Origin of the sequence: Mycoplasmopsis agassizii, assembly GCF_002276225.1 — a bacterium.
GTDB classification, from domain to species: Bacteria; Bacillota_I; Bacilli_A; order Mycoplasmatales; family Metamycoplasmataceae; genus Mycoplasmopsis_B; species Mycoplasmopsis_B agassizii_A.
Genome location: NZ_NQNY01000026.1, coordinates 1 through 1,736, shown reverse-complemented (window position 1 = coordinate 1,736; position 1,736 = coordinate 1). Strand labels below are relative to the sequence as shown.

The following is a 1,736-nucleotide window of genomic DNA, read 5'->3' as shown; positions in this document are numbered from 1 at the left end:
GATCATGAAAAAGATTAAGTTCAATGCTGATACCAATTGAAAAAAATAAGATTAGCGAATTTAATATGAATGATTGAGATTTAGACATCAAAGGTTATTTATATATACCTTATGGTCGCAGATAAAAAAATAACCCAACTCTATTAATCAACCTAATCAAAACAAAAAACAGTTTGGAATTTTTCTAAACTGTTTTTTAAAGATTCCAAAACTCGCGATTTAATTTACAATGTAATATTAACCCAGAATAAGTGTAACTTAAATTTTCATACATGTTAATTTTAATGTTTTTAAAAATCAAATTACAGTTGCTTGTACTTTTATTCAGGTGTCATTTGCTTTAATTTTATCCCATAATTTTAAGCAAGTCTAGTCTATTTTCATTTTACTCTTTTTTTAAAAAATGCTTTTATTAAAAAAATATTTTTGTCTTATAAAACAACATTTTTACGAAAAAAATATAATGTGTGCGAAAGGAGAAAAAGTAATAAATCAGTTCTTTTTTTCTAGTTTTTTTGTTGTTGATTTAGATACGAGAAAAACAAAAAAACAATTTTATTAAAATGCAAAAAAGGGGTCTTATGAGATCAAAAATGAAAATTTCACTAGCATTATTTTCTGCTAGTGTTATTATAGTTGCAGGAATTACTAGTGTGTCTGCAATTCAAACACCTTCAAAAGATGAAAATCATGAATTAAAAAGTTTCGAAAAAGACAATTTAATTCAACAACCAAAAATTTCTGAATCTATTGAAAATACAATCAAAAATTTAGGCTGAAATTATTTTAAATATGAAAGATTTAGATCTGAATCTTCTGATTCTAAATCAGAAATAATTAAAAACGGTGCTAACCGAATTGACATAGTTTTTAAAGCAGGAATAAGTCCTGAAAAACTACAAAAATATGTCGACCAAATTAAAGAAAAAATTGGTACTAGTAGAGAATTTATTTTTTCTAAATTTGTTCTAACTTTATCAGTTTCATATCAAGATGAAGATGATTTAAAAAAATTATCTTCACTATTATTAGTTCTTAAGATAAATTCAGAAGATCTTTTACAAATTAACGTACATGATACAAATGTAACTGTTGATAAATGAAAATTCATTCCAGAAATGAATCCAATGGAGGGTGGATATTGAGATTATGTTTGAAATGAGCCTAGTACCCATGAAGAGCCTTCCCCACCACCAGCACCTACACCACCCCATACTCCAAAAACAAATAATGAGGTTGATTTTTGGAAAAACTATTATGAGGAAAACCGAAAACGTTATATAGGTATGGGTTTAACTGAAAATGTTTTAAAAGAACAAAGAGAAATTTCGAGAAATAATAAGTGAAATAATAAAAGAATTAAAGTGGGTGTTATTGAAGCTAAAGGAGTTTTAAATTATAAAGATAACCAAGATGTTTTTTCAAATAATGATCTAACAATAGAACATGCACCATATAGTACTCATGCAGGTGTTGTGTCAGAAATCATAGTCGGTAAACAAGGTATAAATCCTTACCCTATCTTATATATTAAATCTTTAACAAATTGAAATACTGCTGCAGGTGCAATTGATAGTATGATTAAGCAGGGTGTCTACATAATTAATAATAGTTGGGGTGGAAATGAAACAAATGATTATTCGTACAATAAAGATGCAGAGTGACTAGATAATGTTATTAATGCTAATCCTGATGTAATTTTTATACAATCTGCAGGTAATGATGGTGATGTTTCT

1 protein-coding gene is annotated in these 1,736 nt (G+C 26.9%); it reads left to right on the top strand.

What is annotated here, in order from left to right; translation table 4 throughout:
- Positions 1-581: 581 nt before the first annotated feature.
- Positions 582-1,736 (top strand): S8 family serine peptidase (locus CJJ23_RS04885; RefSeq protein WP_180738048.1); only part of this gene is annotated, 1,155 nt, incomplete at its 3' end.